This is a genomic window from Streptomyces sp. NBC_00820 (genome assembly GCF_036347055.1).
GTDB lineage: Bacteria > Actinomycetota > Actinomycetes > Streptomycetales > Streptomycetaceae > Streptomyces.
In genome coordinates this window covers 3312630-3333149 of sequence record NZ_CP108882.1, presented here as the reverse complement: position 1 = coordinate 3333149, position 20520 = coordinate 3312630, and the positions used below count along the sequence as shown (strand labels likewise).

Genomic DNA, 20520 nt, shown 5'->3' with positions numbered 1-20520 from the left:
CGGACCCCGCCGGCGTGCAGTGATTTAGGTAACACCGTGGCCCGCCAGGGGTTTCCCGTGGTCATGTCCGTTGCGCCGGACCGCCCCTGACGATGTGTCGGAAATGTAAAGATCGGGCGCGGAGAATGTGTGCGCATGTCCCGCTCGTCACACCACCCCCAAGAAAAATGCTCCACAGGTTTGAACAACACACGTCCCTGTTCCGTACGGGTGGGCGAGCGACCGACTGGGGGAACCCCCGGACACCGGAGGTGGGCGTGCGCAAGGATGCGGCCGTGGCCAATGAACGTGGATCGAGGGCCCGACATCGCATGTCTTCACAGCCCTCGGAACCTGATGAGGAGCTGATGCGTGCTCTGTACCGCGAGCACGCCGGACCGCTGCTCGCGTATGTCCTCAGGCTGGTGGCCGGAGACCGGCAGCGCGCCGAGGACGTCGTACAGGAAACCCTCATCCGTGCCTGGAAGAACGCCGGTCAGCTCAATCGGGCGACCGGTTCGGTACGCCCCTGGCTGGTGACGGTCGCGCGTCGCATCGTCATCGACGGCCACCGCAGCCGGCAGGCCCGGCCGCAGGAGGTCGATCCGTCGCCGCTGGAGGTCATCCCCGCGGAGGACGAGATCGACAAGGCGCTGTGGCTGATGACGCTGTCGGACGCGCTCGACGACCTGACCCCGGCCCACCGGGAGGTCCTCGTCGAGACCTATTTCAAGGGGCGTACCGTCAACGAGGCGGCCCAGACCCTGGGCATACCCAGCGGCACGGTCCGCTCCCGGGTGTTCTACGCCCTGCGTTCGATGAAGCTGGCACTGGAGGAGCGGGGGGTGACGGCGTGATGAGCGGATACGGGGGAATGCAAGGGTTCGGCACGGGTGGTACGGGTATGTCTGGCCGCATGCAGGGATCTCCAGCGCCCAACGAACACGAGACCGTCGGCGCCTACGCGCTCGGGATCCTGGACGACGCCGAGGCGACCGCCTTCGAGGCCCACCTCGCGGGCTGCGAGTGGTGCGCCCAGCAACTGGACGAGCTGGCGGGGATGGAGCCCATGCTGGCCGCCCTCGCCGACCTCCCGGAAAGCGGCAGCACCCCCGCGCTCGGCGAGTCGCTGTCGGCGCGGCCCAGCCCGCGGCTGGTGGAGCGACTGGTCGACGACGTCTCCGAGCGCCGGGCGCAGAAGCGGCGCAAGAGCTTCTACATGATCGCGGCCGCGGCCGCGCTGATCATCGCCGGCCCGGTCGGCGTCATGGCGGCCGGTAGCGGCGGGGACTCGGGACAGACGGCCACGCCGCTGGCGGCCGGGGCCAAGGACACCTTCGCCAAGCTGCCCGACAAGGTCTCGGGCACGGACAACGCCACCGGCGTCTCCGCCACCGTCGCCATGGGCGAGAAGAACTGGGGGACCGACACGGTCCTCCAGCTCAAGGGCGTCAAGGGACCGCTCAAGTGCTCCCTGGTCGCGGTCGCCAAGAACGGCGAACGCCAGACGCTCGGTTCCTGGTCCGTCGGGAAGTGGGGCTACGGGCTCCCGGACGCCCCGACCCAGGAGGCCAAGAACCCGCTGTACATCGGCGGCGGCACCGCTCTGAAGCCGAACGAGATCGACCACTTCGAGGTGATGACCTTCGAAGGGAAGAAGCTCGTCCAGGTGGACGCGTAGCCGACGTAGCTTTGCCGGGTCCCCTTCGCGTACGGTTGACGGCTGCCCAGCACGTCAGAAGGGGGCCCGGTGGCCGCTCAGGTTCAGCAGTCCGCGCTCGGCTCGGTACACGGTGCACACGACTCCGTACGTGACCGAGAGATCAGCGTCGAGCAGGAACACCTGGACCGGGTGTACCGGCGTCTAGAGGAGAAGATCCACGAGGCCGAGTTCCTGATGAACGACGCGGCCAAACGCGGCCAGGTGGGCACACCGGGCGCGCTGGCCGAGCGCGACGCCCAGGTCTTCCGGGCCGGTGTCCATCTGAACCGGCTCAACAACGAGTTCGAGGACTTCCTCTTCGGCCGCATCGACCTGCTCGCCGGCAAGGACGGCAAGAAGGGCCCCGACGGCGCGTACACGGCGATCGAGCCCGCCGAGGGCGCGGTCCGGCCCGACAGCACCGCCGACATCGCCGAGACCCTGCACATCGGCCGGATCGGCGTCCTCGACGAGGACTACTCCCCGCTGGTCATCGACTGGCGGGCGCCGGCCGCCGCGCCGTTCTACCGCTCCACCCCGGTCGACCCCGGCCGGGTCGTACGGCGCCGCGTCATCCGCTCCAAGGGCCGCCAGGTCCTCGGCGTCGAGGACGACCTGATGCGCCCCGAGCTGAAGGCCACCCTCGACGGCCAGGAGCTGCCCGTCATCGGCGACGGCGCCCTGATGGCCGCGCTCGGTCAGGCCCGCAGCCACACCATGCGGGACATCGTCTCCTCCATCCAGGCCGAGCAGGACCTGGTCATCCGCGCCCCCGCCGCCTCCGTCACCTACGTCGAGGGCGGCCCCGGCACCGGCAAGACCGCCGTCGCCCTGCACCGCGCCGCCTACCTGCTCTACCAGGACCGCAGACGCTACGCGGGCGGCATCCTGATCGTCTCGCCGACCCCGCTGCTGGTGGCCTACACCGAGGGTGTGCTGCCCTCCCTCGGCGAGGAGGGCCAGGTCGCCATCCGCGCGATCGGCTCCCTCGTCGACGGTGTCGAGGCCACGCTGTACGACTCCCCGGCCGTGGCCCGCGCCAAGGGCTCGCACCGGATGCTGAAGGTGCTGCGGAAGGCGGCGCGCGGCGCCCTGGAGCTGGGCCGGGGCGGCGGCGCCCCCGCCGGGCAGCTCACCCTGGACGACGACGAGGACGACATCACCCCCGGGACCCCCGCCGGCCCGCCCACCCGGCTCCGCGTCGTCGCCTTCGGCCGCCGCCTCGAACTGGAGGCCGCCGAGCTGGAACGTGTCCGCCACACCGCCCTGGGCGGCACCGCGCCCGTCAACCTGCTGCGCCCGCGCGCCCGCAAGCTGCTGCTGGACGCCCTGTGGGCCAAGTCCGGCGCGGCCGGGCGGCACAGCGACCCGGAGCTGGCCGCCGAGCTGCGCTCCTCCTTCGACGAGGACATCACCACCGAGGACTCCTTCATCGGCTTCCTCGACGCCTGGTGGCCCGAGCTGACCCCGAAGGGCGTCCTCGCGGCCATGGCCGACGACCGGCGCCTGGGCCGCTGGGCCCGCCGCGTCCTCAACCCCGGCGAGGTCCGCAAGGTCGCCCGCTCGCTGAAGCGGGACGGCCACTCCGTGCACGACATCGCCATGCTGGACGAACTCCAGGCGATCCTCGGCGCCCCGGCCCGTCCTCCCCGCAGGAAGCGCGAACTCGACCCGCTGGCCCACCTCACCGGCCTGGAGGAGCTGATGCCGACCCGCGAGGAGTCCCAGTGGGAGCGGGCCGAGCGGCTCGCGCAGGAGCGCACCGAGTACGCCCACGTCATCGTGGACGAGGCACAGGACCTCACCCCCATGCAGTGGCGCATGGTCGGCCGCCGCGGCCGGCACGCCACCTGGACGGTCGTCGGCGACCCCGCCCAGTCCTCCTGGTCCGACCCGGACGAGGCCGCCGAGGCCCGCGACGAGGCCCTCGGCACCCGCCCCCGGCGCCGCTTCCAGCTCACCGTGAACTACCGCAACCCCGCGGAGATCGCCGAGCTGGCCGCCAAGGTCCTGGCCCTCGCCATGCCCGGCTCCGAGTCGCCCTCCGCCGTACGCTCCACCGGCGTCGAACCCCGGTTCCGGGTCGTGGAGGACTCCCTGGAGCGGACCGTCCGCGCGGCGGCCGAGCAGCTGCTCGACCAGGTCGACGGCACCGTCGGCGTCGTCGTCGCCATGAACCGGCGTGAGGAGGCCCGGCGCTGGCTGGCCGGACTCGGCGACCGGGTGGTGGCCCTCGGCAGCCTGGAGGCCAAGGGCCTGGAGTACGACGCGACGGTGGTCGTGTCCCCGGCGGAGATCGCCGACGAGTCCCCGGCCGGTCTGCGGGTGCTCTACGTCGCGCTGACCCGGGCCACCCAGCAGCTGACCGTGGTGTCCGGCGAGCGTGACGAGCCGGACGCGGCCGGGGTGCCGGACCTGCTCAGGGACTGATTCACCCGGGCGCCACACGGCGGTTCCCCCGAACTCCACACATCGGGAATGAGGGTCGGCATCCGTTTGTTAGCCTTGCTGTGGCACCGGCTCGATCCAAGCCCCCGGGCCCAACCTTTGTCCCTACGAGGGACCACTTGCCGCGAGGCGAGCATGGCGGGTCGGTGTCATGAACGTGCGAGAGGCCCACGTCACCGTGTGACGTGGGCCTCTTCGTCTGCCCGCGTGGACGCGGCAGACGTGAACAAAACGTCCTTAAGTCGAGGCGACTACCACGTACTCGGGGGTAGGTGCGACGATCGGACGGCACAACACGCGACACGGTGAAAGCAGAGGAAGTCGGCCATGGCAACGGCGCCCAGCGTCTCCTACTCGATGACTATCCGGCTGGAGGTGCCCGCGAGCGGAACCGCCGTCTCGCAGCTCACCACCGCTGTGGAGTCCTCCGGAGGCTCGGTGACCGGCCTCGACGTGACCGCATCCGGCCACGAGAAGCTCCGCATCGACGTCACCATCGCGGCGACCTCCACCGCGCACGCCGACGAGATCGTGCAGGAGCTGCGCGGCATCGACGGCGTCACCCTCGGCAAGGTCTCGGACCGCACGTTCCTGATGCACCTCGGCGGCAAGATCGAGATGCAGTCCAAGCACCCCATCCGCAACCGTGACGACCTGTCCATGATCTACACGCCGGGTGTGGCCCGCGTGTGCATGGCGATCGCCGAGAACCCCGAGGACGCCCGCCGCCTCACGATCAAGCGCAACTCCGTTGCGGTCGTGACGGACGGCTCCGCCGTGCTCGGCCTCGGCAACATCGGTCCCATGGCCGCGCTGCCCGTCATGGAGGGCAAGGCCGCCCTGTTCAAGCGCTTCGCCGGCATCGACGCCTGGCCGATCTGCCTGGACACCCAGGACACCGACGCGATCGTCGAGATCGTCAAGGCGATCGCCCCCGGGTTCGCCGGCATCAACCTCGAGGACATCTCCGCGCCCCGCTGCTTCGAGATCGAGGCCCGCCTGCGCGAGGCCCTCGACATCCCCGTCTTCCACGACGACCAGCACGGCACCGCGATCGTCGTCCTCGCCGCCCTCACCAACGCGCTGCGCGTCACCGGCAAGGCGATCGAGAACATCCGCGTCGTCATGTCCGGCGCCGGCGCCGCCGGCACGGCCATCCTCAAGCTGCTGCTCGCGGCCGGCGTGAAGAACGCCGTCGTCGCCGACATCCAGGGCGTCGTGCACTCCGGGCGCGGCGACCTGGTGGACGCCCCGGCCGACTCCCCGCTGCGCTGGATCGCCGACAACACCAACCCCGAGGGCCTGACCGGCACCCTGAAGGAGGCCGTGTGCGGCGCCGACGTCTTCATCGGCGTCTCCGCCCCGAACGTCCTCGACGGCGCCGACGTGGCCGCCATGGCGGACGACGCGATCGTGTTCGCGCTCGCGAACCCCGACCCCGAGGTCGACCCGGCAATCGCCCGCCGGACGGCGGCAGTTGTGGCCACCGGCCGCTCGGACTTCCCCAACCAGATCAACAACGTGCTGGTCTTCCCGGGTGTCTTCCGCGGCCTGCTCGACGCCCACTCCCGCACGGTCAACACCGAGATGATGCTCGCCGCCGCGCAGGCCCTGGCCGGCGTGGTGAGCGAGGACGAGCTGAACCCGAACTACATCATCCCGAGCGTGTTCAACGACCGGGTCGCGGGCGCGGTGGCCGGCGCGGTGCGCGACGCAGCGCGGGCCGCCGGCGCGACCGTGTCGGCCGAGTAGGCCCGCTCCGGCCGAACGGCCCGTCGGCGAGCGCCGGACGGGCCGTTTACGCCGCCCTGTACTGTGTCGTGGTCGTGAGGATCGATACGGCAGCGCCCTTCGCACCGGCGCGTCGCGGAACCCCCCACCACCGGGCGCCCTCTAGGGTGACGGCCGAGCGGGCGCTCTTCGTGTGACTCCCTAGGGTGTTCTCACGACTCCTACGGGTGCCGGATTGGCTTTCCCGCCGCAGGTAGGGGCAGGATGCGTCCCTAGGCGCGAGCGCATCGGCATCGATCTCACCTCACGCCTCAATGGCAAGAAGAACACGGGAGTAACAACATGAACCGCAGTGAGCTGGTGGCCGCGCTGGCCGACCGCGCCGAGGTGACCCGCAAGGACGCCGACGCCGTTCTGGCCGCGTTCGCCGAGGTCGTCGGCGACATCGTCTCCAAGGGCGACGAGAAGGTCACCATCCCCGGCTTCCTGACCTTCGAGCGCACCCACCGTGCCGCTCGTACCGCGCGCAACCCGCAGACCGGTGAGCCCATCAACATCCCGGCCGGCTTCAGCGTGAAGGTCTCCGCGGGCTCGAAGCTCAAGGAAGCCGCCAAGGGCAAGTAAGCGCTCCGCTTCGGGCGCCGGGCGACTGGGCGCCGTGGGGGACTGCGGGCCGGTCGCGGCCGCTCGCGCAGTTCCCCGCGCCTCTTCGAGGTGCGCCTGAGCTGACGACGCCAATGGGCGGTCCTCCCTTCACCGGGAGGACCGCCCATTCGTCGTCTCCGCCGCGTCTCAGGCGATCGCGGCCGGTCGTGGGCGTTCACGGGCGAGCGCGGCCGGTCGTGGGCGTCACGGGTGATCGTGGCAGGCGGGGCTCGTCGTGGGCGGCCGTGGGCGGCCGCGGGCCGGTCGTGGCCGTTCGCGCGGCTCCCCGCGCCCCTTCGGCGCGCGGCTGAGCGGAGAACGCCAAGAGGGCGGCCCCTTTCACCGGGGCCGCCCTCTTCGTGTTCGTGCCGGTCAGCCGAGCGCCTTGCCGGGCAGCTCGACCTTCGCGCCCAGCTCCACGAGCTTCTCCATGAAGTTCTCGTAGCCGCGGTTGATCAGGTCGATGCCGTGGACCCGGGAGGTGCCCTCGGCGGCCAGGGCCGCGATGAGGTACGAGAAGCCGCCGCGCAGGTCGGGGATGACCAGGTCGGCGCCCTGCAGCTTGGTCGGGCCGGAGACGACCGCCGAGTGCAGGAAGTTGCGCTGGCCGAAGCGGCAGTCCGAGCCGCCCAGGCACTCGCGGTAGAGCTGGATGTGCGCGCCCATCTGGTTCAGCGCGGAGGTGAAGCCGAGCCGCGACTCGTACACCGTCTCGTGGACGATGGACAGGCCCGTGGCCTGCGTGAGGGCCACCACCAGCGGCTGCTGCCAGTCGGTCTGGAAGCCGGGGTGCACGTCCGTCTCCAGCGCGATGGACTTCAGCTGGCCGCCCGGGTGCCAGAAGCGGATGCCCTCGTCGTCGATCTCGAAGGCACCGCCCACCTTGCGGTAGGTGTTCAGGAACGTCATCATCGAGCGCTGCTGGGCGCCGCGGACGTAGATGTTGCCGCCGGTCGCCAGCGCCGCCGACGCCCAGGACGCGGCCTCCAGGCGGTCCGAGAGCGCCTGGTGGTTGTAGCCGCCGAGCTTGTCCACACCGGTGATGCGGATCGTGCGGTCGGTGTCCATCGCGATGATCGCGCCCATCTTCTGCAGTACGCAGATGAGGTCCTCGATCTCCGGCTCGACGGCCGCGTTGGACAGCTCCGTGACGCCCTCGGCGAGGACGGCCGTCAGCAGCACCTGCTCGGTCGCGCCGACGGACGGGTAGGGCAGCCGGATCTTCGTGCCGCGCAGGCGCTGCGGCGCCTCCAGGTACTGCCCGTCGGCCCGCTTCTCGATGGTCGCGCCGAACTGCCGCAGCACCTCGAAGTGGAAGTCGATGGGCCGGCCGCCGATGTCGCAGCCGCCCAGGCCCGGGATGAACGCGTGACCCAGACGGTGCAGCAGCGGGCCGCAGAACAGGATCGGGATGCGGCTGGAACCGGCGTGGGCATCGATGTCAGCGACGTTCGCGCTCTCGACGTGCGACGGGTCGAGCACCAGTTCGCCGGGCTCCTCACCCGGACGGACCGTCACGCCGTGCAGCTGCAGCAGACCGCGCACGACGCGCACGTCACGGATGTCCGGGACGTTGCGCAGGCGGCTCGGCTCGCTGCCCAGCAGGGCGGCGACCATGGCCTTCGGCACGAGGTTCTTCGCGCCGCGGACACGGATCTCGCCCTCCAGCGGGGTTCCGCCATGGACAAGCAGTACGTCGTCAGAGCCGTTGACGGTCATGAATCTCGCGTTCCGATGAGTCGGGCAGGGGTCGGCCGATCACTTGGAGCAGGGGCCGGAGAGACAGGGTAATCGCCGATGGCCCCCCTCCAGTAAGCCCGAGTGCCGCCCAGCCGCGTCATGGCTCTGTCACAACACGAACGGTTCCCTTCCGGGCACAAGGGGTCACCGCGACGGCGGCGTGGCGCGTGGACACCGGGGGCGCACCCCGGCGCCCGCCCGCGACAGCCCCGCGCCCTCTCCATGACAGTGCCCCGCGGGCCACCCCTTCGATCCGCGCCGCGTTCACTCCCGGACCCCGATTGGCTCCCCACGCGGAGGCAAGATGCGGGATCATGTCTGGCATGACCGAGGTGTCCTCGCTCACAGGGCGGCTGCTCGTGGCGACCCCCGCCCTGGCGGACCCGAACTTCGACCGTGCGGTGGTGCTCCTCCTCGACCACGACGAGGAGGGCTCGCTGGGCGTCGTCCTCAACCGGCCCACCCCGGTGGACGTGGGCGACATCCTGGAGGGCTGGGCCGCCCTCGCGGGCGAGCCCGGCGTCGTCTTCCAGGGCGGCCCCGTCTCGCTGGACTCGGCCCTCGGTGTCGCGGTCATCCCCGGTGACGCGGACGGCGACAGCGCCCCGCTGGGCTGGCGCCGGGTGCACGGCGCCATCGGCCTGGTCGACCTGGAGGCACCGCCCGAGCTGCTCGCCTCGGCCCTCGGCTCCCTGCGGATCTTCGCCGGATACGCCGGCTGGGGCCCGGGTCAGCTGGAGGCCGAACTGGTCGAGGGCGCCTGGTACGTCGTCGAGTCCGAACCCGGCGACGTCTCCTCTCCGGCACCCCAGCGACTGTGGCGCGAGGTGCTGCGCCGCCAGCGCAGCGAACTGGCGATGGTGGCCACGTATCCGGACGACCCGTCGCTCAACTGATGCGGATGAGCTTCAGTACTCTTGCTGATATGAGCACTCTTGAGCCCGAGCGCGGGACTGGTACGGGAACCCTCGTAGAGCCGACGCCGCAGGTGTCCCACGGCGACGGCGACCACGAGCGCTTCGCCCACTATGTCCAGAAGGACAAGATCATGGCGAGTGCCCTCGACGGCACGCCCGTCGTGGCGCTGTGCGGCAAGGTGTGGGTGCCGGGCCGTGACCCGAAGAAGTACCCCGTGTGCCCCATGTGCAAGGAGATCTACGAGTCCATGAGCAGCGGCGGCGACGACAAGGGCGGCGACAAGAAGAAGTAAAGGGGCTCCCGGGCCCCTGGCCCGCCCGGAGATCCGAGGTCCCCCCGACACGCCCAAGGCGCGTCCCGGGGGGCCTTTGTTTTTCCCGCTTCTTGATTCCGATTCGCCCTCCGGGGCACCCTGCTGGTCATGATTCCGACGGCCCCTTTACCCGTCCGTGATGACCTTCCGGACGATCTCCCGGACGCCCCTTCGGATGCCCTCCCGGACGCCCCTCCGGCGGTCTTGCCGATCCCGTTCGCCCCCGATCGGTAAAGGACTCGCCATGGTGGAGGTGATTCCGGCTCCGGCGCGCTGCCGGTGGAACACCGCGGGACGCACGCGCGTCGGCCGGGACACGGCTCTGGAGGCACGGCCGGGTACCGAGGGCGTCGCGCGCTGGCTGCGTGCCACCGTCGGCGCGGCGACCGGGCTGTCCTTTCCGGAGACCGGTGACCGTGACGACCGCATCGTGCTGAGCGTCGAATCCGGTCTTCCGGCCGAGGGCTACCGCCTCGTCGTCGGCGACGGTCCGTCGCGCATCCAGGGCGGCAGCGCCGCCGGCGTCTTCTGGGGCGCGCAGACCTTCCGCCAGCTGCTCGGCCCCGACGCGTTCCGCCGCGCGCCGCTGCGCCCGGACCGGGACCGGGAGCTGCCGGCGATCACCGTCGAGGACGCCCCGCGTTTTCGCTGGCGCGGTCTGATGCTCGACGTCGCCCGGCACTTCATGCCCAAGGAAGGCGTCCTGCGCTATCTGGATCTGATGGCCGCGCACAAACTCAACTTCTTTCACTTCCACTTGACGGATGATCAGGGCTGGCGGATCGAGATCGAGCGGTACCCGGGACTGACCGGGATCGCCTCCTGGCGGCCGCGGACGAAATTCGGGCACCGCGCCTCACCGCTGTGGGAGGAGAAGCCGCACGGAGGCTTCTACACACAGGACGACATCCGGGAGATCGTCGCCTACGCCGCCGAGCGGCATATCACCGTCGTCCCCGAAATCGACGTACCCGGCCACTCGCAGGCGGCCATCGCCGCGTATCCGGAACTCGGCAACACCGACGTCGTCGACACCGCCGCCCTCACCGTCTGGGACGACTGGGGGATCTCCCCGAACGTGCTGGCCCCCACCGACGCCACCCTGCGCTTCTACGAGGGCGTCCTGGAGGAGGTGCTGGAACTCTTCCCCTCGGAATTCGTCCATGTCGGGGGCGACGAATGCCCCGTGGACCAGTGGCGCCGGTCGGCCGCCGCGCGGGCGCGGATCACGGAACTCGGCCTCGCCGGCGAGGAGGGGCTGCGGTCCTGGTTCACCGGGCACTTCGGCCGGTGGCTCGCCGCGCGCGGGCGCAGGCTCATCGGCTGGGACGAGATCCTGGAGGGCGGCCTCCCCGAGGGGGCCGCGGTCTCCTCCTGGCGCGGCCACGAGGGCGGCGCCGCGGCCGCGCGGGCCGGGCACGACGTCGTGATGTGCCCGGAGCAGCACGTCTACCTGGACCACCGGCAGGCGCCCGGCGCGGACGAGCCGGTGCCGATCGGCTTCGTGCGCACACTGGAGGACGTCTACCGGTTCGAACCCGTGCCGCCCGGGCTGACCGGGGCGCAGGCCCGGCACGTGCTGGGCGCCCAGGCCAACGTGTGGACCGAGGTGCTGGAGGACGCCGCGCGCGTGGACTACCAGGCCTTTCCCCGGCTCGCCGCGTTCGCCGAGGTGGCCTGGAGCCGGCTGCCCGCCCCGCCGGAGCGGGACTTCGCGGACTTCGAGCGCCGGATGGCCGTCCACTACCGGCGACTTGACGCCCTCGGCGTGGCCTACCGGCCGCCCGCCGGGCCCCGGCCCTGGCAGCGGCGCCCCGGCGTGCCCGGCCGCCCGATCGAGGGGCCGCCCCCGAACAGGTAACGGCAAATGCCCCAGGGGTCACCGAAGAGTGTCAATCGGGCCGCCCGGTCGATGCCGGGGGAAAACGGGCCATCTCCCTGATGGGACGGGTGAATCCCACACCGCGGACCCCCGCGTTCGAGCCTTGCGAAGATGTGCCAGAGTTGCCACGTCCGCCCTGTGAGCACGTACCGTACGGCCACACAGGTGGGACCAGGTGGGGCAGCGGGAAGGGGCAGCCGGTTTGACCACGCACGCACCACAGGCGGCGCAGGCCGTCACGCTGCCCACGACACTGGACGAGGCCGTGGCAGCCCTGACCGCCATGCCCACCGCCGTCCCCGTGGCCGGCGGCACCGACCTCATGGCCGCCGTCAACTCCGGCCAGCTCAGGCCCGCCGCGCTGGTCGGCCTCGGCCGGATCAGCGAGATCCGCGGCTGGCAGTACCAGGACGGCCACGCGCTGCTCGGCGCCGGTCTCACCCACGCGCGCATGGGCCGCCCCGACTTCGCGGCCCTGATCCCGGCGCTCGCCGCCGCCGCGCGCGCCGCGGGCCCGCCGCACATCCGCAACGCCGGCACCCTGGGCGGCAACATCGCCTCGGCCGCCCCCACCGGGGACGCGCTGCCGGTGCTGGCCGCGCTGGAGGCGACCCTGATCATCGCGGGCCCGGACGGAGCCGGCCGGGAGATCCCGGTGTCGCACCTGCTGGCCGGCGTGGAGATGCTGCGCGGCGGCGAACTCATCGGCTACGTGCGCGTACCGCTGCTGCACGCTCCCCAGGTCTTCCTGAAGGCGACCGGCCGCACCGGCCCCGGTCGCGCGGTGGCCTCCGTGGCGCTGGTCCTCGACCCCGCCCGGCGCGGAGTGCGGTGTGCCGTCGGCGCCATAGCGCCGATGCCGCTCAGGCCCCTGGAGGCCGAGCAGTGGGTCGCGCAGCTCATCGACTGGGACAACGACCGCGCGCTCGTCCCGGAGGCCCTGCAGGCCTTCGGTGAGTACGTCGCAGCGGCCTGCATCCCCGACCCGGCCCCGGAGCCGGACGGCTCCTTCGTCCCGCTTCCGCCCGCCGTACTGCACCTGCGGCGCACCGTCGCCGCGCTGGCCCGACGAGCACTGGGGAGGGCGCTGTCGTGACCGACGACCAGCACCGAGAAGGCGCACCCCCGAGCGGCGGCAGCCGCTGGGACCCGCTGCCCCAAGGCGACTACGACGACGGCGCCACCGCCTTCGTCAAGCTTCCGGAGGGCGGCATCGAGGCCCTCCTGGCCGGCGACAGCCCGCTGGCCGCGCCCGGTCACGGCTATGTGCCGCCGCCGATAACGGCGCACCCCGGGGCGGGCGAGCCGGCCCACGCCGACGCCTGGGGGCGGCCCGCCGACGGCCGGCAGTGGCCCGACCCGAACGCCGTGCCCCGGGAGCAGGTTCCCGATGACCGCTTCACGTACCACCCCGGCGCCACCCAGCACTGGACCTACGAGGAGCCCGCCGCACCGGCGACGCCGCCCGCCCCGCCCGCGCCCGGGCACGACGTCACCGGGCACTGGTCCATCCCCGTGGCCGGCGGTGATCTTCCCGACGAGTCGGGGGAGTTCACCACGTCCGCGCTGGTCGAGCAGTGGGGCGGCACCCCGCCGGCCACCCTCCCCGGCGGCGCGGCCGCGCCCTGGGCGACCGAGGGCGCCGGACAGCCCTGGGGGCAGCCGGAGGCGGCGCCGCCACAGGCCGAGCACGTCCAGCACGCCGAGCACGCCGAGCGCTTCGAACACGCCGAGGGGTTCGCGCACGAGGGATTCGCGCCGGAAGGGTTCGCGCCTCAGGAGACGTACGCCCAGAGCCCGGCGGACCAGGTCCCCCCGTCCCAACACGCCCACGGGTACTCGGGTTACGCGGACGACGGGGCCGAGGACCCGGCAGCCGGTCACGCGGTCACGGCCGAGGACGCCACGGGGCACGGCGACGCCCCCGCGCAGACCCCTGGAAGCCCCGCTGACGGCCTCGCGGCCCACGGTGCGACCATCGAGACCGAGCCCGCGCCGCAGGCCGCGGAGGCGCCCGCCACGGCCGACGTGCCGGTCGCCGGTGACCCGCACGGCGGCACAGGCCTGTTCGGCGTCCCCGGAGCGCCCGGCCCGGACGAAGTGGCCGACATGGCGGCCCCGTTCGGCACGGTCCACACGCCGGCACCCGACGCCGACGCCGTCCCGGACGCTCCCGGGACCCCCGGCGCACCGGACGACCAGGCGGCCGCCGCGGAGGCGGACACGGGCCCGGACGCGGACTCCGAAGCGGACGCGAACGACGACGCGGACGCGTCCGACGCCGGAGCCCCGGCGGACCCGGCGGACCAGGCCGGCCCGGACGACGCCGCCCAGGACCCCGCCCCGGTCTCCCCGCACGACGACCACCCCCTCGCCTCCTACGTCCTGCGCGTCAACGGCGCCGACCGCCCCGTCACCGACGCCTGGATCGGCGAGTCCCTGCTGTACGTCCTGCGGGAGCGGCTCGGGCTCGCCGGCGCCAAGGACGGCTGCTCGCAGGGCGAGTGCGGGGCGTGCAACGTGCAGGTGGACGGACGCCTCGTCGCCTCCTGTCTGGTCCCGGCGGTCACGTCGGCCGGCAGCGAGGTCCGTACGGTCGAGGGCCTGGCCGTCGACGGGCAGCCCTCCGACGTGCAGCGGGCCCTGGCCCGGTGCGGTGCCGTGCAGTGCGGTTTCTGCGTGCCCGGCATGGCGATGACCCTGCACGACCTGCTGGAAGGCAACCCCGCGCCCACCGAGCTGGAGACCCGGCAGGCCCTGTGCGGCAACCTGTGCCGCTGCTCCGGCTACCGGGGCGTCCTGGACGCGGTCCAGGAGGTCGTCGCCGAACGCGAGGCGCACCACGCCGCCGACGCCGAGGCGGACGGCGACGAGGCACGCATCCCGCACCAGGCGGGCCCCGGCGCCGGAGGCGTCAATCCCTCGGCGTTCGACACACCGAGCGTGTTCGACAGCCCCGGCACCTACGGCACGCCGGGGCCGCACGACCAGCATTACGGCCAGGACGGAGGCCAGGCGTGAGCAACGAAGCCGCCACCGCGACCACCGCGCCCCTCGCGGCGGAAGCAGCGCCCGACGAGGAGGCGTTGCCGCACGGCCTCGGCGCCTCCCTGCCGCACGCCGACGCCCGCGCCAAGACCGAGGGAACCTTCCCGTACGCGGCCGACCTGTGGGCCGAGGGCCTGCTGTGGGCGGCCGTCCTGCGCTCCCCGCACGCACACGCGCGCATCGTCTCCATCGACACCACCCACGCGCGCGAGATGCCCGGCGTCCGGGCCGTGATCACCCACGAGGACGTGCCCGGCACGCCCCGCCACGGCCGGGGCACCCCCGACCGGCCGGTGTTCGCCTCCGAGGTCGTACGCCACCACGGCGAGCCCATCGCCGCCGTCGCCGCCGACCACCCGGACACCGCGCGGATGGCCGCGGCCGCCGTCATCGTCGAGTACGAGGTGCTCGAACCGGTCACCGACCCCGAACTGTCCTTCGAGGCCGAGCCGCTGCACCCCGACGGCAACCTGATCCGGCACATCCCGCTGCACCACGGCGACCCGGACGCGGTCGGCGAGGTCGTCGTCGAGGGCCAGTACCGCATCGGCCGCCAGGACCCGGCCCCCATCGGCGCCGAGGCCGGCCTCGCGGTGCCGCGCCCCGACGGCGGCGTGGAGCTGTACCTGGCCTCCACCGACCCGCACGCCGACCGCAACACGGCCGCCGCCTGCTACGGCCTGTCGCCCGAACTCGTCAAGATCGTCGTCACCGGGGTGCCCGGCGCCACCGCCGACCGCGAGGACCAGGGCTTCCAGCTCCCGCTCGGCCTGCTCGCGCTGAAGACCGGCTGCCCGGTGAAGCTGACGGCGACCCGCGAGGAGTCCTTCCTCGGCCACGCGCACCGCCACCCGACCCTGCTGCGCTACCGCCACCACGCCGACGCCGAGGGCAGGCTGGTGAAGGTCGAGGCGCAGATCCTCCTCGACGGCGGCGCCTACGCCGACACCTCCGCCGACGCGCTCGCCGCCGCCGTCTCCTTCGCGTGCGGCCCGTACGTCGTCCCGAACGCCTTCATCGAGGGCTGGGCCGTCCGCACCAACAACCCGACCTCCGGCCATGTCCGCGGCGAGGGCGCGATGCAGGTGTGCGCCGCGTACGAGGCGCAGATGGACAAGCTGGCGAAGAAGCTGGGCCTGGACCCAGCCGAGGTGCGGCTGCGCAACGCGCTCGCCACCGGCGACGTCCTGCCGATCGGCCAGACGGTCACCTGCCCGGCCCCCGTCGCCGAACTCCTCCAGGCGGTCCGGGACTTCCCGCTCCCGGCGCTGCCCAAGGACACCCCCGAGGACGACTGGCTGCTGCCCGGCGGCCCCGAGGGCGCCGGCGAGCCGGGCGCGGTGCGCCGCGGCGTCGGCTACGGCCTGGGCATGGTGCACATGCTCGGAGCCGAGGGCGCGGACGAGGTGTCCACGGCGACGGTCAGGGTCCACGACGGCATCGCGACGGTGCTGTGCGCGGCGGTGGAGACCGGCCAGGGCTTCACGACCCTCGCCCGTCAGATCGTCCAGGAGACGCTCGGCATCGACGAGGTGCACGTGGCACCGGTCGACACCGACCAGCCGCCGGCCGGCGCGGGCTGCCGGGGGCGCCACACCTGGGTCTCCGGCGGCGCGGTGGAACGGGCGGCCAAGATGGTCCGCACCCAGCTTCTCCAGCCCCTGGCACACAAGTTCGGCATGTCCACCGAACTGCTCCAGATCACCGACGGCAAGATCACGTCGTACGACGGCGTCCTCTCGACGACCGTCGCGGAGACGATGGAGGGCAAGGAGCTGTGGGCCACGGCCCAGTGCCGCCCGCATCCGACCGAGCCGCTCGACGCCGCCGGCCAGGGTGACGCGTTCGTCGGCCTCGCCTTCTGCGCGATCCGCGCGGTGGTGGACGTCGACGTGGAGCTGGGCGCGGTCCGGGTGGTCGAGCTGGCGGTCGCCCAGGACGTCGGCCGGGTCCTCAACCCGGCGCAGCTCGCGGCCCGTATCGAGGCGGGCGTCACCCAGGGCGTGGGCATCGCGCTCACGGAGAACCTCCGCACGCCGCGCGGCCTGGTCCGCCACCCCGACCTCACCGGGTACGCCCTGCCGACCGCGCTGGACGCGCCGGACATCCGGATCGTGAAGCTGGTCGAGGAGCGGGACGTCGTCGCCCCGTTCGGCGCCAAGTCCGCGAGCGCGGTGCCGGTGGTGACCTCCCCGGCCGCCATCGCCTCCGCGGTCCGCGCGGCCACCGGCCGCCCGGTCAACCGCCTCCCCATCCGCCCCCAAGCCGCAGTGGTGACCCCCCAGTGACCGACGAACCCCGCTACGAGCCGCCGCCCAGCGTGGGCAAGCTGTTCTTCTGGATCCTGCTGTTCGCCGTGGCGGCGCTGGCGGTGGTGCTGGGGGGCATCTACTTCACGTGAGGGGGTTCACGTGGCGGGGCTCACGTGACGGTCTTCACGTGGTGTCACTTCGTGCGGCGGGGCAACGCGCACGGGCCTTCCGGCGTCTTTCCTCGTGGGGCGTTGTCAGTGGGGCGGCGTAGTGTTGCCGTCAGTGGGGGAGCGCCGCATTCGCCGGGAGTCCGGAGAGCGGTCAGGCACACCCTGCCCGGGACCGCGGAACGATAAACCCGAAGACCCGAAGAACTGAAGAAGATCGCGGGGGAGCGATGAGCATCACCGACGCCGGGATTCCGGCGATCACACTGACCGAGGCCGAACTGGGCCAGTACGTCACGCACGCGCCGACGCGCGGGCTGCTCACCGGCCCCGGACTGCCCGCGGACACGGGCCTGCTGACCTTCTCGCCCCTGCGCACCCACGGGCTGCGCAGACTGGCCGACGCCACGGACGGACCGCTCCACCTGGCGGAGGAGCTGCGGGACCGCCTGGTGATCGGCGAACTGCTCAACCCGGCCGGCATGGCCCGCGAGTCGATCCTGCTGGACGGCGTCACGGGCGAGATCACCACGACGTACCTCTGCGCCCCCGCCGCGCCGCGCGCCTTCGCCCCCTCCCTGACCACCCTGCTGAACTTCGCCGCCGTCACGGAGGAACTGACGGGCCTGCGCGGCCGGTTCGCCTCCCTCGCCGGCCAGTACGGCCCCAGGACCGCCACCGAGGCCTCCCGCCGCCTCCTCACGCTCTTCGAGGAGGGCACGGACGGCAGGGTCCCGGCCTACTGGAAGGCCGCCGCCCTCATCCGCCCGCTGTCCCTCGTCGCGGGTCCCGGCAGCGCGTCCGGCGGCCTCGCGCTGGACGTCCCGGCCCGGCTCCTGGACCAGGAGTTCGGCCAGGGCCGCGTGGCCCGCTTCGAAGAGGTCGACTTCCCGGCCACGCTCACCCACGAGCCGACCCGCCGCTTCCTGCGGGACACCGGCCTGCCGGAGGAGGCGGTCCTCTTCCACGCCGACGCCGACGTCCCGCTGCCCACGCTCACCGAGTACGTCACCGGCGAGTGCGCGGACAGCCACCTCCGCGTCGAACTCCCGGCCCACTCCGACCACTTGATCCGCCTGGGGCACCTGGTCGAGGACAACAGCCTGGTGGTCGACGGCAGGACGGGCGCGGTCCTCACCTTCAGCGAGACCGAGGGGACGCTCCATCCCCTCAACAGCGACGTCTCGACCCTGGCCTTCACGCTCTGGCTCCTCCACCACGAGCGCACCATCGACGAGCACCTGGCCAACGAACTCACGACCGCCGCCTACGACCAGCTCGCCGCCGCCATGCTCCACACCCTGACCTCCCTCGACCCCACGGGCCTGTCCCCGGACACCCACTGGCACTACTGGACGCGGCTCTTCCAGGACGAGGCGGGCGGAGCGCTCTGAGGCACGTCGCGGGACGAGGGGGCCGGGGGCTCAGCCCAGAACGCCAATCCAGCGCAGTCCGTGTGCGACGTGCAGGGCGACCCGCACGGCCACCACGCCGAAGACCAGCATCGTGGTCACCGACTCCGCCGCATGCCGGCGCGAGCAGAACAAGCGCGGTATCCGCCGTGTCCGCAGCGAGTTGTCACATCTCAGGCACGTACGGCAGCCGGCTTCGGCGGCGCCCCGCGCCTCGGTCTCCCCACCCATGCGGGCGACCTTAACGCCCGTGCGTCACCCGGTGCGTTCGCGCCGGACGGCCGGGACGGACGGAAGGGCGGCACCCGCGGGGTGCCGCCCTTCCGTTCCGCCTCGTCGAGGCACTTGAGGCCGTGGCGGGAATCGAACCCGCGTAACTCGCTTTGCAGGCGAGTCCCTGAGCCACTCGGGCACACGGCCGTGATCAACTGCTTCTCCACGGCCGTGGCGGGAATGGAACCCGCGTAACTCCCCGCGAGCGGAGCTCGCTGATGGATGCGGCGCAGGCGAGTCCCTGAGCCACTCGGGCACACGGCCGGGTACGTGGAATGAACGTACGGGCGGCCGTGCGGCGGGCTCAAGGCGAAACCCGATGCCGCAACGGGACTGCCATACGGCGTTCATGAAACCCGGCGGGCGTACGACCGAAGTCGTAGTGATCATCGGTCTCGAGACAGGAGTCAAACCCCGTTGTGCGCCTTACGCTGACGGGCATGACCGTCCTCGAACCCCGTGACACCGATGTTGTGGACACAGCCGCCGGGCCGGGCGAGGGCGGGGTGCTGAGCCGGCCGTACCGGGCGCTCAGCGTGGGGATGGTCTCCGTCGTCCTGCTCATCGCCTTCGAGGCCACCGCCGTCGCGACCGCGATGCCGGTCGCGGCGCGGGAACTGGACGGCGTGGCGCTGTACGCGTTCGCCTTCTCGGGGTTCTTCACGACGAGCCTGTTCGGCATGGTGCTCGCCGGGCAGTGGTCGGACCGCAAGGGGCCGCTCGGGGCGGTGACCACGGGGATCGGCGCGTTCGGGGCGGGGCTCGTGGTGTCGGGGACCGCCCAGGCGATGTGGGTGTTCATCGTGGGGCGGGCCCTGTCGGGATTCGGCGGCGGGCTGGTGATCGTCGCGCTGTACGTCGTCCTGGGGCGCGCCTATCCCGAACGGCTGCGGCCGGCGATCATCGCGGCCTTCGCCGCCGGCTGGGTCCTCCCGACCGTCGTCGGGCCCCTGGCCGCCGGTGCCGTGACGGAGCACCTCGGCTGGCGGTGGGTCTTCCTCGGCGTGCCGGTCCTGGTCGTCCTCCCGCTCGCGCTCGCGCTGCCGCAGATCCGGCGGCGGACGGCCGGCCCAGTGGCGGACCCAGTGGCGGACCCCGGGCCAGCCCCCGGGGACGGCACCAGGGGCTCCGCCGGCACGGACCGGCGCCGCATCCGGCTCGCCCTCGCCGTCTCGCTCGGCGCCGGCCTGCTCCAGTACGCCGCCCAGGACCTGCGGTGGCTCTCCCTGCTCCCCGGTCTCGCCGGCGTCGCCCTCCTCGTGCCCGCCGTCCTCGGACTCCTCCCGCGCGGCACCTACCGTGCCGCCCGCGGGCTGCCCTCCGTGGTGCTGCTGCGCGGGGTGGCCGCCGGATGCTTCGTCGCCGCCGAGTCCTTCGTGCCGCTGATGCTGGTCACCCAGCGGGGCCTGTCGCCGACCCTGGCCGGGTTCTCGCTGGCCGCCGGGGGAAGCTCCTGGGCGCTGGGGTCGTGGGTGCAGTCCCGGCCGCGCGTGGAGCCGTACCGGGAGCGGCTGATGAGCGTGGGGATGGTGCTGGTCGCGGCCGCGATCGCCGCCGCGCCGAGCGTGCTGGTGCACTCCGTTCCGGTGTGGACCGTCGCCGTCGCCTGGGGTGTCGGCTGCTTCGGCATGGGCCTGGTGATCTCCTCCACCAGCGTGCTCCTGCTCCACCTCTCCGCCCCGGCGGAGGCCGGCACCAACTCCGCCGCGCTCCAGATCTCCGACGCCCTCTCCAACGTCGTCCTCCTCGCCGCGACCGGCGCCGCCTTCGCCGCCCTGGGCGGTGGCGGCACGGCGGCCGTCACCGCGGCCGACGCGAGCCGTCCCGCAGCCTTCACGGCCGTGTTCCTGCCGATGGCGGGGGTGGCGCTGGTGGGGGTGTGGGTGACGACGCGGCTGCGGGAGCGGTGAGCCGTCACCCGACGGGGGTGGGGCGGGAAGTCCGTACCGACGGGGGCGGGGCGGGGGTGGCGAGCGGCGGCCGGCAGGCCAAATGGGTCGCAGTGCCGCA

The 20520-nt window shown here is 72.7% G+C and carries 15 protein-coding genes and 2 tRNA genes; 13 read left to right on the top strand and 4 right to left on the bottom strand.

The window, feature by feature from the left end:
* Nucleotides 1–251: 251 nt before the first annotated feature.
* The 5 genes from OIB37_RS15145 (at nt 252) to OIB37_RS15125 (ending at nt 6484) form a co-directional block, all read left to right on the top strand.
* The gene (locus OIB37_RS15145; protein WP_037932079.1) at nt 252–836 is read left to right on the top strand and encodes a sigma-70 family RNA polymerase sigma factor; all 585 of its coding nucleotides are present in this window, start codon (nt 252–254) and stop codon (nt 834–836) included.
* A gap of 59 nt (nt 837–895) precedes the next feature.
* The gene (locus OIB37_RS15140; RefSeq protein ID WP_330458121.1) at nt 896–1660 is read left to right on the top strand and encodes an anti-sigma factor family protein; all 765 of its coding nucleotides are present in this window, start codon (nt 896–898) and stop codon (nt 1658–1660) included.
* 69 nt (nt 1661–1729) lie between these two features.
* On the top strand, nt 1730–4111 hold the full coding sequence (locus tag OIB37_RS15135) for a HelD family protein (protein WP_330458120.1): 2382 nt from the start codon (nt 1730–1732) through the stop codon (nt 4109–4111).
* Nucleotides 4112–4456: 345 nt separating this feature from the next.
* Complete coding sequence (locus tag OIB37_RS15130) at nt 4457–5881, top strand: NAD-dependent malic enzyme (protein ID WP_330458119.1); 1425 nt, start codon at nt 4457–4459, stop codon at nt 5879–5881.
* A gap of 321 nt (nt 5882–6202) precedes the next feature.
* Nucleotides 6203–6484 carry an HU family DNA-binding protein gene (locus tag OIB37_RS15125; protein WP_018549700.1) on the top strand — a complete coding sequence of 94 codons (282 nt, stop codon included), beginning with the start codon at nt 6203–6205 and terminating at the stop codon, nt 6482–6484.
* A gap of 393 nt (nt 6485–6877) precedes the next feature.
* On the opposite strand, the gene murA is transcribed toward OIB37_RS15125, so the two are convergent.
* Nucleotides 6878–8224, bottom strand: a complete 1347-nt coding sequence (gene murA / locus OIB37_RS15120; RefSeq protein WP_330458118.1) for a UDP-N-acetylglucosamine 1-carboxyvinyltransferase — start codon at nt 8222–8224, stop codon at nt 6878–6880.
* A 344-nt stretch (nt 8225–8568) separates the two neighbouring features.
* On the opposite strand from murA, the gene OIB37_RS15115 reads away from it, so the two are divergent.
* From OIB37_RS15115 to OIB37_RS15085, 7 genes are all read left to right on the top strand, one after another.
* Nucleotides 8569–9141 carry a YqgE/AlgH family protein gene (locus tag OIB37_RS15115; protein ID WP_330458117.1) on the top strand — a complete coding sequence of 191 codons (573 nt, stop codon included), beginning with the start codon at nt 8569–8571 and terminating at the stop codon, nt 9139–9141.
* 29 nt (nt 9142–9170) lie between these two features.
* Complete coding sequence (locus tag OIB37_RS15110; RefSeq protein WP_330458116.1) at nt 9171–9455, top strand: DUF3039 domain-containing protein; 285 nt, start codon at nt 9171–9173, stop codon at nt 9453–9455.
* Nucleotides 9456–9720: 265 nt separating this feature from the next.
* The gene (locus tag OIB37_RS15105; RefSeq protein ID WP_330458115.1) at nt 9721–11337 is read left to right on the top strand and encodes a beta-N-acetylhexosaminidase; all 1617 of its coding nucleotides are present in this window, start codon (nt 9721–9723) and stop codon (nt 11335–11337) included.
* A gap of 223 nt (nt 11338–11560) precedes the next feature.
* Nucleotides 11561–12454, top strand: coding sequence for an FAD binding domain-containing protein (locus OIB37_RS15100; RefSeq protein ID WP_330458114.1), 894 nt, complete (start codon nt 11561–11563; stop codon nt 12452–12454).
* The gene (locus OIB37_RS15095) at nt 12451–14379 is read left to right on the top strand and encodes a 2Fe-2S iron-sulfur cluster-binding protein (protein WP_330458113.1); all 1929 of its coding nucleotides are present in this window, start codon (nt 12451–12453) and stop codon (nt 14377–14379) included. Before OIB37_RS15100 ends, OIB37_RS15095 begins: the two co-directional genes overlap by 4 nt.
* Complete coding sequence (locus OIB37_RS15090; protein WP_330458112.1) at nt 14376–16694, top strand: xanthine dehydrogenase family protein molybdopterin-binding subunit; 2319 nt, start codon at nt 14376–14378, stop codon at nt 16692–16694. The genes OIB37_RS15095 and OIB37_RS15090 overlap by 4 nt, the downstream gene beginning before the upstream one ends.
* Before the next feature lie 361 nt (nt 16695–17055).
* Complete coding sequence (locus OIB37_RS15085) at nt 17056–18219, top strand: SUKH-4 family immunity protein (protein ID WP_330458111.1); 1164 nt, start codon at nt 17056–17058, stop codon at nt 18217–18219.
* 30 nt (nt 18220–18249) lie between these two features.
* Here the strand turns inward: OIB37_RS15085 and OIB37_RS15080 are convergent, their stop codons facing one another.
* From OIB37_RS15080 to OIB37_RS15070, 3 genes are all read right to left on the bottom strand, one after another.
* Nucleotides 18250–18468, bottom strand: a complete 219-nt coding sequence (locus OIB37_RS15080) for a hypothetical protein (protein ID WP_330458110.1) — start codon at nt 18466–18468, stop codon at nt 18250–18252.
* A gap of 117 nt (nt 18469–18585) precedes the next feature.
* Nucleotides 18586–18657, bottom strand: a tRNA-Cys gene (locus OIB37_RS15075).
* Between the two features lie 19 nt (nt 18658–18676).
* Nucleotides 18677–18774 (bottom strand) — tRNA-OTHER (locus OIB37_RS15070).
* A gap of 176 nt (nt 18775–18950) precedes the next feature.
* Between OIB37_RS15070 and OIB37_RS15065 the strand changes: the two genes are divergently transcribed.
* Nucleotides 18951–20420 carry an MFS transporter gene (locus tag OIB37_RS15065; RefSeq protein ID WP_330458109.1) on the top strand — a complete coding sequence of 490 codons (1470 nt, stop codon included), beginning with the start codon at nt 18951–18953 and terminating at the stop codon, nt 20418–20420.
* Nucleotides 20421–20520: the final 100 nt, after the last annotated feature.